12 protein-coding genes and 1 tRNA gene are annotated in these 13,875 nt (G+C 70.6%); 6 read left to right on the forward strand and 7 right to left on the reverse strand.

Features of this window, described 5'->3' with window-relative positions:
- Positions 1–4 precede the first annotated feature (4 nt).
- From GGQ91_RS16420 to GGQ91_RS16430, 3 genes are all read right to left on the reverse strand, one after another.
- Complete coding sequence (locus GGQ91_RS16420; protein ID WP_043380462.1) at positions 5–874, reverse strand: 3'-5' exonuclease; 870 nt, start codon at positions 872–874, stop codon at positions 5–7.
- A gap of 72 nt (positions 875–946) precedes the next feature.
- Positions 947–3,424 carry an NAD-dependent DNA ligase LigA gene (gene ligA / locus GGQ91_RS16425; protein WP_182592434.1) on the reverse strand — a complete coding sequence of 826 codons (2,478 nt, stop codon included), beginning with the start codon at positions 3,422–3,424 and terminating at the stop codon, positions 947–949.
- Between the two features lie 64 nt (positions 3,425–3,488).
- A complete protein-coding gene (locus GGQ91_RS16430; protein WP_182592435.1) occupies positions 3,489–4,781 on the reverse strand; it encodes an MFS transporter in 1,293 nt (430 codons plus the stop codon).
- Positions 4,782–4,911: 130 nt separating this feature from the next.
- Here GGQ91_RS16430 and GGQ91_RS28525 point away from each other — a divergent pair, with 130 nt between their 5' ends.
- From GGQ91_RS28525 to GGQ91_RS16445, 3 genes are all read left to right on the forward strand, one after another.
- Entirely contained in the window at positions 4,912–5,628 is a 717-nt protein-coding gene (locus tag GGQ91_RS28525) for a 4'-phosphopantetheinyl transferase superfamily protein (protein ID WP_182592436.1), read from the forward strand.
- Positions 5,629–5,712: 84 nt separating this feature from the next.
- Positions 5,713–5,789: transfer RNA gene (locus GGQ91_RS16440), tRNA-Pro, on the forward strand.
- A gap of 726 nt (positions 5,790–6,515) precedes the next feature.
- A complete protein-coding gene (locus tag GGQ91_RS16445; protein ID WP_182592437.1) occupies positions 6,516–7,556 on the forward strand; it encodes a hypothetical protein in 1,041 nt (346 codons plus the stop codon).
- Between the two features lie 9 nt (positions 7,557–7,565).
- On the opposite strand, the gene tgt is transcribed toward GGQ91_RS16445, so the two are convergent.
- Complete coding sequence (gene tgt, locus GGQ91_RS16450; RefSeq protein WP_182592438.1) at positions 7,566–8,702, reverse strand: tRNA guanosine(34) transglycosylase Tgt; 1,137 nt, start codon at positions 8,700–8,702, stop codon at positions 7,566–7,568.
- Complete coding sequence (queA, locus tag GGQ91_RS16455; protein WP_043380447.1) at positions 8,699–9,763, reverse strand: tRNA preQ1(34) S-adenosylmethionine ribosyltransferase-isomerase QueA; 1,065 nt, start codon at positions 9,761–9,763, stop codon at positions 8,699–8,701. Before queA ends, tgt begins: the two co-directional genes overlap by 4 nt.
- Before the next feature lie 97 nt (positions 9,764–9,860).
- On the opposite strand from queA, the gene GGQ91_RS16460 reads away from it, so the two are divergent.
- The 3 genes from GGQ91_RS16460 to GGQ91_RS16470 all read left to right on the forward strand — a co-directional run bounded on the left by GGQ91_RS16460 (position 9,861) and on the right by GGQ91_RS16470 (position 11,330).
- Positions 9,861–10,118, forward strand: coding sequence for a hypothetical protein (locus tag GGQ91_RS16460; RefSeq protein ID WP_043380445.1), 258 nt, complete (start codon positions 9,861–9,863; stop codon positions 10,116–10,118).
- Positions 10,115–10,345: a hypothetical protein gene (locus tag GGQ91_RS16465; RefSeq protein WP_244538815.1), complete on the forward strand. Its 231-nt coding sequence runs from the start codon at positions 10,115–10,117 to the stop codon at positions 10,343–10,345. Before GGQ91_RS16460 ends, GGQ91_RS16465 begins: the two co-directional genes overlap by 4 nt.
- Positions 10,346–10,442: 97 nt before the next feature.
- Positions 10,443–11,330: a cation diffusion facilitator family transporter gene (locus GGQ91_RS16470; RefSeq protein ID WP_043380442.1), complete on the forward strand. Its 888-nt coding sequence runs from the start codon at positions 10,443–10,445 to the stop codon at positions 11,328–11,330.
- 7 nt (positions 11,331–11,337) lie between these two features.
- Here GGQ91_RS16470 and GGQ91_RS16475 read toward each other — a convergent pair whose 3' ends face one another.
- Both GGQ91_RS16475 and sfnG read right to left on the reverse strand, forming a co-directional pair.
- A complete protein-coding gene (locus GGQ91_RS16475; RefSeq protein WP_179697834.1) occupies positions 11,338–12,594 on the reverse strand; it encodes an SfnB family sulfur acquisition oxidoreductase in 1,257 nt (418 codons plus the stop codon).
- A gap of 42 nt (positions 12,595–12,636) precedes the next feature.
- Positions 12,637–13,752 (reverse strand): dimethylsulfone monooxygenase SfnG, encoded by a 1,116-nt coding sequence (gene sfnG, locus GGQ91_RS16480; RefSeq protein WP_182592439.1) that lies wholly within the window; start codon positions 13,750–13,752, stop codon positions 12,637–12,639.
- Between the last annotated feature and the right edge of the window lie 123 nt (positions 13,753–13,875).

A 13,875-nucleotide genomic window follows, 5' to 3' on the forward strand; every position in this document is an offset into this window, starting at 1 on the left:
GGAATCAGGCCGCGCCCGCGACCCGCGTCTTCGCGCCGAGCATCCGGGCGAGGAGGACGACGTCGGCGGCATTGTCAGAGAGCAGGTCGGTAACGTCGCCGACCTCCAGCGCCTTCACGTGGCGGCAGCGCATGCCGTAGCGGCCGGCGGTGCAGGTGCAGCGCAGCTCCGGGCCGCCCGGCCGCTCCTCCAGGCTGACATGGTAGCGATTGCCGGTCGAGCCCCGCATGGCGAATCGCAAAGCCGCAGGCTCGTCGGGGAAGGCCGCCAGGGCGCGGCCGCTGATCGTCCCCGGGCCGCGACGCGGTCCTGCCGGGCCGCCGACCGCCCGCGTGACCGGCAGGCCGAGCGCGGCCGCGAGGGCATGCACGTCCGCGACCGCCCGCTCGCGCATCGCGGCCAGGGCGATCTCCGCGCAGGCATAGGCGTCCTCGCCGGCATCGTGATGCTCGAAGCGGATGCCGAGGCGCCGCGCCACTTTGCCGAGCCCGCATCCCTCCGGCGCCGGGAAGACCCGGCGCGCCACCTGGACCGTGCAGAGATACGCGAGATCGGGAACCGCCAGGCCCGCCCGCGTCAGGCCGGCCCGCAGGACGCCAATATCGAAGCTCGCATTGTGCGCCAGGATCAGCCCGCGCCCGAGATCGCCGAGGTAGGGCGCCATCACGGTGGCGAAATCCGGCTTGTCGGCGACGTCGGCCGGCAGGATCCCGTGAACCCGGATGTTGCCCGGCGCGAAGCGCATCTCGGGGGGCCGGATCAGATGGCTCTCCCGGCGGACGACCCGACCCTGCGCGATCCAGGCGAGCCCCACCGCGCAGGCGCTGTCACGCCGCTCGTTGGCCGTCTCGAAGTCGAGGGCCAGGACCGTCATCCAGGGTCAACCATGCCGGGTGGGAGTTCTCGGGGTGTTCCCCGCGAGGTCTAGGCCGCCCGGATCCGGGCTTCAACCCTGCGCCACCATCGCCAGCCAATCGTCCTCCGACACGACCTGGACGCCGTGCTTCTGGGCGTCCTTCAGCTTCGAGCCGGCTCCCGGGCCGGCCACGACGAGGTCGGTCTTGGCCGAGACCGAGCCGGACACCTTGGCGCCGAGGCGCTCGGCCACCGCCTTGGCCTCGTTGCGGGTCATCTTCTCCAGGCTGCCGGTGAAGACCACGGTCTTCCCCGCGAAGGCGGAGGCCGAGGCGGGCCGCTCCATCGGCTCGACCGCGACCGCGTCGAGCAGAGCCGCGACGGCGTCGGCGTTGTGCGGCTCGGAGAAGAACAGGAGCAGGGCATCGGTCGCCACCGGGCCGATCTCCCCGTCATCGGCGAAGACCCGGTAGGCATCCCCGGGACGCTGCGCCGCCGCGCGCGCGATCGCCGCACGCACCGCGTCGACGTCGCCGTAATGGGCAAGGAGGTTCTCGCGCTGGACGGCGCTCAGGCGCGCCCGCTCCTTGGCCGGCGCGGCGTCGTCCTCCGGGAAGCCGAGATCGAGCAGCCGGTCGCGGGTGGTGCCTCCGACGCGCGGGACGGCGGTGAGTTCGACCCAATCCGGTCCGGGCTGCGACGCCGAGGCCTCCTGGATCGCCGCGATGAGCGTCGGCATGTCGGTGAAACGCTTGGCCAGCGCCTTGGCGGTCGCCTCGCCGATCTGCGGAATGCCGAGGGCGAAGAGCAGGCGATTCATCGGCACGGCCCGGCGTGCCTCGACGGCGGCGAGCAGGTTCTTGATCGCCTTGTCGTCGTCCTCGCCCTTCTTCTTGGCGGCTTTCTTGGGTGGCTCGGCCGTTGCCGAGTCCGCGCGCCGCTCGGCCGAGAGCGCCTCGCGTCGCGCCACGATGGCGGCCTTGAGTTCCTCGAAATCGAGGCGGAACAGGTCGGCGGGCTGGCGCACGAGCCCGGCCTCGAACAGGACCTCGATATAGGTCTCGCCGAACCCCTCGATGTCGAAGCCGTTGCGCGACACGAAGTGCTTCATCCGCTCGACGCCCTGCGCCGGGCAGATCAGGCCGCCGGTGCAGCGGCGCACCGCGTCGGGGCGGCCGGTGCGCGGATTGATGGCGCGGACGGCGCGGCTGCCGCAGGCCGGACAGGTCTCGGGGAACGCATAGGGCTGCGACCCGGCCGGACGCTTGGTGAGGTCGACATCCATGACCTTGGGGATCACGTCCCCGGCCCGCACCACCGTCACGGTGTCGCCGACGCGGATGTCGCGGGGCACGAGGATCGGCTGACCGTCGGCGCCGATCCCCTCCGCGATAGGCTCACGGATAAACTCGCCGTCCGCCCCGACGCCCCTCACGTAGCCCTCGTTGTGGAGGGTGGCGTTGGAGACGACGACGCCGCCGACCGTCACGGGGCGCAGCTTCGCCAGCGGGTTCAGGGAGCCGGTGCGGCCGACATTGATGACGATGTCCTCCATCACCGTCGTGGCTTCCTGCGCGGCGAATTTGTGGGCGAGGGCCCAGCGCGGCGAGCGCGAGACGAAGCCGAGACGCTTCTGCAAGCCGAGGTCGTCGACCTTGTAGACGACGCCGTCGATGTCGTAGCCGAGCCCGGCCCGGTCCGCCTCGATGCGGCGGTAATGGGCGAGCATCGCCTCCGTGTCCGTGAAGGTCTCGGTGCGGGGATTCACCGGCAGGCCCCAGTCCGCGAAGCGCTGGAGGCTGCCGGATTGCGTCTCCGCGATGGGCGCCGACAGCTCGCCCCAGGCATAGGCGAAGAACCGGAGCGGACGGGACGCGGTGATCGCGGGATCGAGCTGGCGCAGGCTCCCGGCCGCGGCGTTGCGCGGGTTGGCGAAGAGCGGCTTGCCGGCCGCTTCCTGCCGGGCGTTGATGGCGGCGAAATCGGCGTGGGACAGGTAGACCTCCCCGCGCACCTCGCAGATCTCCGGCCAGCCGGACCCCGCGAGCACCGCCGGGATGTCCTGCACCGTGCGGGCATTGGCCGTGACGTTCTCCCCGACCTCGCCGTCGCCGCGGGTGGCCGCGGTGTCGAGCCGCCCGTTCACGTAGCGCAGCGACAGGGACAGGCCGTCGATCTTGGGCTCGGCCGTGAAGGCGAGGGGTGTCTCGTCGGGCCAGCCCAGGAAGCGACGCACGCGCGCGACGAACTCGGCCACCTCCCCATCGTCGAAGGCATTTCCCAGCGAGAGCATGGGTACGGCGTGCCGCACCTTGGCGAACTTTTCCGAGGGCTTTGCGCCGACCGACGTGCTGGCCGCGCCGGTGCCGGCGAGATCCGGAAAGCGCGCCTCGAGCTCCTCGAGGCGGCGGCGCAGCCGGTCGTACTCGGCGTCCGAGATCTCGGGCGCGTCCTCCTGGTAGTACAGCCGGTCGGCCTCCAGGAGCGCGTCCGACAGCCGCGCGTACTCGGCGCGCGCATCCTCGGCGGTGAGGTCGAGATCGAGCGGATCGGATTTCGTAACGGCCATGGCGGGGTTCTAACGCATCGGCGGCCGACGGGGAGTCGGCCGTGGCGCGCAGTCCCCTGTTCCCTCAAGCATGGGAGTTGAGCAGGCCGCCGTCTCCCGCCATCCGGAACGCCGCCAGGAATGTTGCGGCGACGAGGACGGCGACCCCGTGCAGCGGCAGCATCGGCGCCAGCCAGCCCGCGACGGCGGTGCCGGCGACCGAGCCCAGATTCATGGCGGCCATGTAGACTTCGAACTGCGTGGCAGCGCCCGGTCGGCCCCGGCTCGACTCGAGCAGGGCCGGCATCAGGGCGACGATCAGCAGGCCGGGCAGCACGCTGGTGAGCGCCAGGATCACCGGTCCCGCCGCCCCGATGAGGCCGGCGCCGATCAAGCTGCCGGCGAGCGCGAAGGTGACGGCGCTTCCCAGGAGCAGCACGCGCAAGGGCGCTGCTGCCCCCGCCCGATCCGACCAGAGACCCACCGCGACGGCGCCGGCCGTGCCGCTCGCCAGGGTCAGGATCGCCTGAAGGCGCGACAGGCCGGCGGCATCCCAGCCCTGACGCTGGAGCAGATCGATCGAGAAGGGCAGCTCGAACAGTCCCAGGGCGGCGTCCAGGCCGAAGCACAAGGCGAGCAGACGCAGGGCACGCGGCCGCTGGAGCGCGACGACGGTCCGGCGCAGGAAGCGCCGGATCGGGACGCGGCGCGGTGCCGCTCCGCGGCGCTCGCAGGACAGGAACGCGTCAGTCGGCGCCTCGCGGATCAGCAGCATCGGCAGGCTCGCGAGGATCGCGGCGACGAGCAGCCAGCGGCTGCTCGCGGCGAATCCCCAGGTCGCCAGCATCCAGCCGAAGAGCCCGGCGCTGAGGCTGGTTCCCGCCACGAAGCCCGCGCGCGTGCAGGCGCTGACCCGGCCGAGCTCGTGCGCCGGGACATGGTCCATGATCATCCGGTCGCAGGCGGTGTCGAGCAGCGACGCGAACACGCTGTGAACGAGGAAGACCAGTCCCAAGGCACCGATGGCGTTGCGTTCGACGACGAGGAGGAGCGCGAGACTCGCGAGGCATCCGACGAGCGCTGCGACCGCGAAGGGCCGACGCCGGCCCATCCGCGTGTCGCCGGCCCGGTCCACCCAGGGTCCCCAGAGCAGGGGCTGCAACGTCCAGGGCAGTCCCGCCAGGGCGAAGTGAACGCCGATCTCGGCCGACGAAACGCCCTGCGCTGCCAGATGGTTGGCGAGGGCGGTGAGCGAGAAGCCCGCGATGAGTCCCTGGTAGAGATAAGTGGCGAAGAACACCCCGTAGCGGACCCTTCGCCGGTGCAGGCTCGGCTTGTCCGAGGGGGCGCTGCCGAAACCCGCGGCAATCGGGGTCATCGCGCACGCCGCTCCTTGCGGGAGGCGGGCTTGTTTCCGATGCTGCTCATACCGCCCTCACCGGATCCCCGCCCGTGCCGTTTCGCCCTGCCGACGCTAGCGCCAGCTCTCCGCCCCCGCGAGGCGTCGCGTGAGCGCGGCTCGGGTCTGGATCGTCGATCTCGGGCTTTCTCCGGACCGGCTCCATCGCTGCGACGCCGTACTCGACGGCGCGGAGCGCCTGCGCGCGGACCGGTTCCTGCGGCCGGCGGATCGGGCGCGCTTCGTCGCCAGCCACGCGGCGCTCCGAACGGTGCTCGCCGACGTGCTCGGTCTCGCGCCGGCCGAAGTGGAGATCACGGCCGGTCCCGGCGGCAAGCCGGAGCTCGCGGGTGCGGCGCGGGGCGCCTGGCAGTTCAACCTGTCGCATTCCGGAGCGCGGGCGGTGATCGGCATCGCGCGCGACATGCCCATCGGTGTCGATGTCGAGGCCGTCCGGCCGATCGTGGACGCGCTGCGGATCGCGCGGGCGCATTTCGCCGCCGACGAGGTGTCAGCCCTGTCCCGAGCATCCCGGAGCACGGTCGAGCGTGCCTTCTTCGGTCTGTGGACCCGCAAGGAAGCCGTGGTGAAGGCGCTCGGCAGCGGCCTGTCGCTGCCCCTCGACCGGTTCAGCGTCACCGTTCCGCCTGAAGCCCCGCGTCTCCTCCGGGCGGTCGGCGACGGATCCTGGACACTGGACGGCCCGTGGAGTCTCGCGGATCTCGATTGCGGCGCGGACCATCTCGCCACGGTTGCGGTGCGCTCGGCCGCGGTGGCGATCACGAGCCACCGGCTCTCCGACGATTGGCCCGAACATCTCGGCTGAAAAGGCGCAACACCGCGCTTGCGGTGGGGGAAAGGCGCGGCTATACACCCGCTCGCTGGCCCAGCGGAGACGCGGGACGGCCTTCGGAGTGTAGCGCAGTCTGGTAGCGCACCACGTTCGGGACGTGGGGGTCGCAGGTTCAAATCCTGCCACTCCGACCAAGATTTCCCGAGACTTTCCAATCCCCAAGTGCCTCCACACCGAGGGCGGTCTGAAATAAGCCGCCTCTGTCGAGCGTGCCGTCGGAACGGGACCGTCGATCCCTGTCTCACCGCCTCACGTCAGCGTAACCACGATCGAACCGGCCGCGCCGACGAACTCCGGCATTCCGCGCCGGCGCGGGATTCATGCGCGGCGCCGCCGCTGCCGAACCTGATCCGGAGCCGTCATCGTCATGGCTCGTTTCGATCTCGGCCCGCACCGGGGTCGAGACCCGCCTCGTCGGGCTCAGGCCCGTGACGTGGAAACGGCGCCATGGGCACGCTCGCCACCAAGAGCGCGATCATCTCGGAATACGAGCTCAAGAGAATCGCGGGCGGCTCACCCGTGATTTGCTGCCACCGCGTAACGAAGACATTCGTCGGAAGATCGGCGACCGCTTCCGCCGCCGTCGCGAGGGGGTCTTTCTCAGGCGGCGCGGAGGAGACCATGCGCCTCCAACGGCCTCGATCAGGATTTGGCCTTCGCCTCCGTCCAGGATGGTGAATCGAAGGTTTTTCGATCTGAGACGGGTCTGGGTGCCGCGACGAAGCGGTCAGTCGCGGTGGAGGCGGCGTGATGGCTCCGCGCATGCCCGTGTCCCTGGTCGAGCAAACCCACGGGGATGCGCCGTCGCCCGGTGTCGCCGGCTGCGACGCGGGCGGCGGAATGGCGTATGGAGCCCGCCGATGGACGCGCCGTCTCACCGCCCGATCGACCACCCTTCAGTATGGAGCGGCTTCGCCCGCACCTTCGTCGTGGCCGCCGCAATCATGGGCCTGGCGGCGATCGGCCTCGTGGCCGCAATCGACCCTTACGGATTGCGGGCCGCGCCCGGTCGTCCGCCGGGACCGATCATGGACACCAATCAGCGGCTCTCCTACCCGCAGATCGCCCGCGGCGGTCCGTTCGACGCGGCGGTCTTCGGGACCTCGACCGCACGTCTGCTCGACCCGGTCGCGCTGGACGCGGCCTTCGGCGTGCGGTTCGCCAATCTGGCTATGAATGCCGCCACGCCCGATGAGCAGACCCGCCTCGCCGGATTGTTCCTGGCACGCAGGCCGATCCGCGCGGTCCTGTTCGGCCTCGACGCCACGTGGTGCGCCGCCGATCCGCCGGCCCGAACCGCGAACGCCTTTCCGGACTGGCTCTACGCGGACGGAGCGCCGGGGGACGTGTTGCGGCAGATGAGCTTGCGCTCGGTCACGACGGCCGTCGGAGCCGGGTTCGCAGATCTCGGGCTGGCACGGGCGAGGATCCGCGGCGACGGCTATGCGGTGTTCACGCCATCGGAGGCGCGCTACGATCTCGACCGCGCGCGGGCGCATATCCGAGCGGGGGCCGTCGAGTCATCCGCCGCGGACGCACCGGGCGCCCCGATGCCGGCCCTCGCCCATCTCGACGATCTGCTCGGCCGCGTGCCGGGGGAGGCGCTGAAGATCGTGGCGTTCATGCCGGTCCATGCGGCGGCGCAGGGAGCGCCGGACTCGGCAGCGGGCCGGCGCGAGGCGGCTTGCAAGGCGCGCACCGCGATGATCGGGAAACGCCGCGGCGCCGTCGTGGTGGATTTCCGCCGGATCTCGCCGCTCACGACCGAGGATGCGAATTACTGGGACGCGCTCCATTACCGTTTGCCCGTGGCGGCGCGGCTCGTCTCGGATCTGAAGGCCGCCGTCGCGACGGGCCATGACGATCCGGACGGAGTCTACCGCGTGCTGGCACATCCCTGAATTGGGCGGTCAGGCGGCGGCGCGCTCGGACCGGGCCCAACCCGCGCGGGTGCTGGTGCAGTAATCCGCGTAGCGGCCGTCCCGGATCGCCGCGCGGGCGCCGGCCATCAGGTCCTGATAATAGGCGAGGTTGTTCCAGGTCAGGAGCATCATCCCGAGGATCTCGTTCGAGCGAACGAGGTGGTGCAGATAGGCGCGGGAGTAATCCCGGGCCGCCGGACAGGTCGAGGCCTCGTCGAGCGGCGCGGTGTCCTCGGCGTGGCGGGCATTGCGCAGGTTGACCCGTCCGTGGCGCGTATAGGCGAGGCCGTGCCGGCCGGCGCGAGTCGGCATCACGCAGTCGAACATGTCGATGCCGCGGGCGACCGCGCCGAGGATGTCGTCCGGCGTACCGACGCCCATCAGGTACCGGGGCTTCGCCGCCGGCAGATGCGGCTCCACCGTCTCGATCATGGCGAACATGACCTCCTGGGGCTCGCCCACGGCGAGGCCGCCCACCGCGTAGCCCTTGAGATCGAGATCCGTCAGCGCGCGCGCGCTCTCGACGCGCAGGGCCGGCACGTCGCCGCCCTGGACGATGCCGAACAGGGCCCGCCCGGGCTGCTCGCCGAACGCGACGCGGCAGCGCTCGGCCCAGCGCAGGGACAGATGCATGGCCTTCTCGATGGCCGCATGGTCGGCCGGCAGGCGCACGCATTCGTCGAGCTGCATCTGGATGTCCGAGCCGAGCAGACCCTGGATCTCGATGGAGCGCTCCGGGCTCATGTGGTGGGCGGTGCCGTCGATATGCGAGCGGAAGGTCACGCCCTGCTCGTCGATCTTCCGCAGGGCGGAGAGGGACATCACCTGGAAGCCGCCGGAATCCGTCAGGATCGGCCGATCCCAGTTCATGAAGCGGTGCAGGCCGCCGAGCCGGGCCATCCGCTCCGGGCCGGGCCGCAGCATCAGGTGATAGGTGTTGCCCAGCACCACGTCGGCGCCGAGGTCGCGGACCTGATCGGGATACATCGCCTTGACGGTCGCGGCGGTGCCCACCGGCATGAAGGCCGGTGTGCGGATCGTGCCGCGCGGCGTCGTGATGACGCCGGTTCGGGCGGTGTCGTCCTGCGCCAGCAGGTTGAATCCGAAGGGAACGCTGTCGGTCATGGGATGTCCGCGCGCGGGCCCGGGAAGAGCAGGCTGGCGTCGCCGTAGGAGTAGAACCGGTATCCCGCCTCGATCGCGTGCGCGTAGGCCGCGCGCATCGTCTCCAGTCCGGAGAAGGCCGAGACCAGCATGAACAGCGTCGAGCGCGGCAAGTGGAAGTTGGTCACGAGCGCGTCGACCGCGCGGAACCGATAGCCCGGCGTGATGAAGATCTCGGTCGGCCCCGAGAAGGGCGCGAGCGTCCCGTCCGGGCCGGCGGCGCTCTCCAGAAGGCGCAGCGCCGTGGTGCCCACCGCGACGATCCGACCCCCCGCGGCCCGCGCCGCGTTCAGGGCGTCGGCCGTGGCTGCGTCGAGGATGCCGATCTCCGCATGCATGCGGTGTGCGTCGGTATCCTCGGCCTTGACCGGCAGGAAGGTCCCTGCGCCGACATGCAGCGTGACGTGGTGGCGCCGCAGACCCGCGGCATCGAGATCGGACAGCAGCGCCTCGGAGAAGTGCAGGCCTGCCGTCGGCGCCGCGACCGCTCCCGGATGCCGGGCGTAGACCGTCTGGTAGTCGGTGGTGTCCCGGGTATCCGTGGCGCGCTTGCCCGCGATGTAGGGCGGCAGCGGCAGGGCGCCCTCGGCGGCGATGGCGGCGTCGAGCTCGGGCCCGGACCGGTCGAAGGCCAGGACGATCTCGCCGGCCTCGGCCTTCTCGATGACGGTGGCGCCCAGTGCGCCGAAGCGCAGTGCATCGCCCGGAGCGAGTCGTTTCGCCGGCCGGGCGAAGGCGCGCCAGCGATCCGGGGCTTCGCGCAGGTGAAGCAACACCTCCGTGCGCTGGCCCGGGGCGCCGGGACGCGTGCGGACACCGTTCAGCCGCGCGGGGATCACCTTCGTGTCGTTGAAGACCAGGGCATCGCCCGCCCTGAGGGCGCCGGGAAGGTCGCGCACGGTCTGGTCGGCCGGCGGCAGGCCGGGTTGCACCACGAGCAGCCGCCCGGCATCGCGCGGCTCGGCCGGGCGCAGGGCGATGCTGGTTTCCGGCAGGTCGAAATCGAAGAGGTCCACGCGCATCGCCGGCTGCCTGCACCGAACGGCACGCGGTTTCAACCGCGGAACCGCCGGGGAGTGCGCCCGTTTCCGCGTCACCGAGACGCGAGGTCTTCGATCCATGCCCTGGTACGCCGTTCGCCCCCGTGATGACGCCGACCCCCGCTGGCCGCTGCCCGGCACAGCCGAGATCGTGCTGAAGGCCGAGGATCCCGAAGCCGCCCGCGCGAAGTTCGAATCGGCCTATCCGAGCCAGCCCTTCGGCAGCCCCGGCGTCCCCGTTCCGGATACCGGTGCCGGCAGCTTCCGCGGTGATCCGGACGCGCTGGTCGTCGCCGAGACGGGCGAGCCGCCGGCGTCGCGGGATCGCCCCGCGTGACGACCCGCGTGCCCCCCCGCGCGCCACGCCGGTCCATCACCCTGGACGGCCAGCTCCTCGGTTATTGGGAGCGTGAGGCCGCTCGGTTGGAGACCCTGGCCGCCGCGACGCGCTTCGCCTGGCAGCGTCGGCGCTATCTCCGCAAGGCCGAGGTCGCCCACGCCAAGGCGGAGCTGAGCCGACGGCGCGAGGTTGCCCGGGGCCGCGAGACCCCGTCGGAGACATAGCCGCGGCTAACACGTTTTCGACGGTCTCGAACCTTTGCCGTGGCCTTGGCCGCGGCGGGTGCCGTATGGGCGCGGCGTCACCCCAACGGCGCAATCCATGGACCGCACCCAGAAAGCCGCCCTCTTCAGCGCGGGCATCGGCCTCGCCGTCACGGCGCTGAAATTCTACGCCGCGTGGCTCACGGGCAGCCTCGCCCTGTACTCCGACGCTCTGGAGAGCATCATCAACGTGGTCGCGGCCGTGGGCGCCTTCGTGGCCCTGCGGGTCGCCGCGCGTCCGGCCGACGAGGACCATCCCTACGGACATCACAAGGCCGAGTTCTTTTCCGCGGTGATCGAGGGCGCGCTGATCGTGGTGGCTGCGCTGCTGATCCTGCGCGAATCCTATTCCGGGCTGCTCGCTCCGGAGCCCCTCGACGCGCCCCTGATCGGCCTCGCGATCAACTTCGGGGCCGGAATCATCAACGCCGCCTGGGCGGTGGCACTCATGCGGTGGGGCAAGCGCTGGCGTTCGCCGGCTCTGATCGCCGATGCGCGTCACGTCTTCGCCGACGTTGTCACGTCCTGCGGCGTCCTTGCCGGCGTCGGCGCCGTCATCCTGACCGGATACCCGGTCCTCGACCCCGTCGTGGCCGGGCTGGTGGCGCTCAACATCCTCTGGTCGGGCTTCCGCATGGTCCGGGAATCGGTGGACGGCCTGATGGATCGGGCCGCCCCGGCCGAGATGGTGAGCCAGATCCGGTCGCTCATCTCGCAGCACGGTGAGGGCGCGCTGGAGGCGCACGACGTGCGCACCCGCTCCGCCGGTCAGGCCACCTTCATCGATTTCCACCTCGTCGTCCCCGGGGCCATGACCGTCGAGGATTCCCACGCGATCTGCGACCGGCTGGAGACCGCCTTGGAGACGACGATCCCCGGCGCCGTGGTGACCATCCATGTCGAGCCCGGCGAGGAGGCGAAGGCCCGGGGATTGCCCGTGCTGTAGGGCCCGGTCAGCTCCAGGCGTGGAGCGGCGGGTTCACGCCGTTCAGGGCGTGGTTGCCCACGATCGCGTATTTCCAGCGGACCGGATCGTGCAGCGTGTGCGTGCGGGCGTTCCGCCAGTGCCGGTCGAGGTTCTCCGCCGCCAGGGTCGAGCGGGTGCCCGACAGCTCGAAGAGCTTGTTTGACGCCGCCAAGGCCACCTCGGTGGTGAGCACCTTTGCCTCGGCCACGGCGATCTGCGCTGCGGCGACCGCCTCGGCATCCGGTCGCGCCACGGCCGCGTCGAGGACGAGCCCGGCCCGGTCGAGCAGCGCTTCGGCGGCGTGCTGCCGGATGGTCAGATCGCCGATCGCGTGGATCGTGTAGGGATCGTCCGAGGCCCGTTCCAGCCCGCTATCGATCCAGGGGCGGGCCTTGTCGCGAACGAAGCGAATCGTGTCGTCCAGGGCCTCGCGGCCGATCCCGGCATCGACGGCCGCCTGGATAATCTGGAACACCGCGCCGTCGGCGGTGGGCGCCTCGTAGCCCTTCCAGGCGGGGACGAGATGGGTCTTGGGTACCCGCACGTCCTCGATCAGCACGGTCCCGCTGGCCGTACCGCGCTGGCCGAAGCTCGACCAGTCGTCGATTACCGTCAGGCCGGGCGCGTCCCGCTCGGCGATGGCGTACCAAGCACGCCCGTCTCCATCGAGCGCCACGATCGGCACGAGATGCGCGAGAAGGGCGCCCGTGGCGTAGAATTTCTGGCCCCGCACGACGACGTGGTCGCCGTCATCGGTGAAGCGTGTGTCGAAATCGGCCGCCCGCTTGGTGCCGCGCTCCGAGAAGGCGTTGCCGAACCGCGTTCCGCGCAACACCTCCGAGAAGAGCAGGTGCTTCTGCGCCTCGTCCGACACGGTCCGGATGGCAGCCAGGATGCCGAGATGGTTCTGGGCGATCTGCGCGATCGATGGATCGGCAGCCGCAAGGATGGCGATCACCTGGGCCAGGGTCCGGTACGAGACCTCCGGGCCGCCATACGCCCGCGGCACGTTGATCGACCAGAGGCCGCTCTGAGAGAAGGCGTCGAGTTCCGCCAGCGGTCGTGCGGCGTGGCGGTCCCGCTCCGAGGCGCCGCCCCGGAACGCGGCAGCCAGCCGCTGGGCGACGGCCAGCGCCTCGGCATCGTCACGGATCACATGGGCGGGGGAGGGCGGTCGCGTAGGGCCGGGAGCGCCCTGACGGCGCTCCGGCGCGAGCGTGCGCGCATCGACGGCGATGTTCATGGCTCACTCCAGTCAGGCAGGATACGGATCGGCGTGCGACGCTCAGGCTGCCTCGGCATGCCGGTTCCGGGCGGCCTCAAGGGCGCGGACCCGGGGGATCACGTGCGCGCCGAAATACGCGACGTCTTCCTGGAAGTGCAGGAAGGCCAGCAGCGCGAGGTCCGTACCGGCATCCTTCAGCGCCAGGATCCGCTCGGCGATCTGGTCGGGCGTGCCGATCAGGTTGGTCTTGAAGCCGTCGTTGTACTGAACGAGATCCTCGAAGCTCGACTTCGCCCAGTTGCCTTCGCCTTCGGGCGAGGCCTTGCCGGCATTCTTCACCTCGTGGCCGAAAGCCCTCACGGCCTCGGGATCGGCATTGTCGATGATCTCCTGAAGGACGGCGCGGGCTTCCTCCTCCGTGTCGCGGGCGATCACGAAGGCGTTCACGCCGATCCGGGGATAATTGCCGGTCTCGGCCGACTTGGCGCGGATGTCGTCCACCTGGGCCCGGATCGTCTCCGGCGTGCCGCCATTGGTGAAGTACCAGTCGGAGACGCGGGTCGCCATGTCGCGCGCCGCCCGGGACGAACCGCCCTGGAAGATCTCAGGCAGCGGCTGGGCGGGCTTCGGCTTCAACGTGTAGTCGCTGTAGCGATAGAAATCGCCGCGGAAGGTGAAGTTGTCCTGCGTCCAGATCCCGCGCAGGCTCCGGATGAATTCCTCGGACCGGCGGTAACGCTCGTCATGATCGAGCCAGGGCTCGCCGATGGCCCGGAACTCTCCCGAGAACCAGCCCGACACGATGTTCACCGCGATGCGCCCCTCGGTGAGCTGCGAGATCGTGGCGATCTGCTTGGCGGCGAGGGTCGGATGCCACGGTCCGGGCAGAAGGGCGGCGATGACCTTGAGCTTGGTCGTCGCGGCAAGCAGGGCGTGGCTGAAGGCCACCGATTCGTGCTGGTACTCAGCCCCGTAGCCGGCGGTGAACCGGATCTGCGTCAGCCCGTACTCGAACCCCGCCGCCTCGGCGATCTGGGCCAGCTTTCGATTGTACTCCGCATCCCAGCTCGTCCGCTGCGGGATCTTGCTGATCACGAGCCCACCGGAAACGTTGGGCACCCAGTAGGCGAACCGGATCGGCTCGCGCCGCGGGTCATCGGCGAAATGCCTTGTCATTCGGCGCTACCTCAGTTGCACGGCGGCCACGCGCCGTATCGTCTTTGGAAGATCGCCGCGAACTGAATACACTATGCACTGCGCGGCCGATCGATCTAGAACACAGAAAGTATTCTGGAGCGA

It is taken from the genome of Methylobacterium fujisawaense (assembly GCF_014138435.1).
Lineage (GTDB): Bacteria > Pseudomonadota > Alphaproteobacteria > Rhizobiales > Beijerinckiaceae > Methylobacterium > Methylobacterium fujisawaense.